This window comes from Vibrio sp. 2033, assembly GCF_033339735.1.
Map to the genome: position 1 here is coordinate 1 of NZ_JAWOVC010000595.1, position 586 is coordinate 586.

At 46.2% G+C, this 586-nt stretch carries 1 pseudogene; it reads right to left on the minus strand.

Features of this window, described 5'->3' with window-relative positions:
* Positions 1-586, minus strand: a pseudogene (locus R7P74_RS27980) (Hpt domain-containing protein); the annotation flags it as partial.

The window sequence follows — 586 nt, forward strand, 5'->3', positions numbered from 1 at the left end:
GTTTAGCAGTTTATGTAATTTAGAACCATCTTCAGCATGATCTTGAATAACGACCTCGAGCAACATTCGGACAGCGCCTTCATCGCCAGAAAGCGAATCCAGCATTCTGTTGATATCGATAAACGGTTCTTGCGGAGCCAGCAATTCTTGTCGCGAATCAGGGGTTAGCTCTTGCGTTTTATTCGCTTGAGCATCACTTGCCAACTCACGCGCTTTGTTCTCGTGCTCTAAAGAACTGGATGCGTTTTCAGTTTGAGAAACGGCAGGCTCTGATGAACTTGAATTCGCCACCGCATTTTTAGAGAAGACAGCCCATGAAACCACCGCCAACAGACAACCGCTCACGACAATGAGCCAAAAGATAAAAGAAACCAGTTTTTGTTCGAGCGTAGCCTTCATCGACACCAACTGATTAGGAAAATCTGGCTTTAATAACTGATTCGCCAAATAACTGCCCTGCGCATTCGCCGCAAGAACACTTGAGGTTTGTGCGAGTCGACGTTGAAATGCAGAACGCTCCCCTGTCGAAAGTGAATCCGATTCGATGAACAGTAAATCCAGTTCGCGATAGGTATCCGTATTGGTG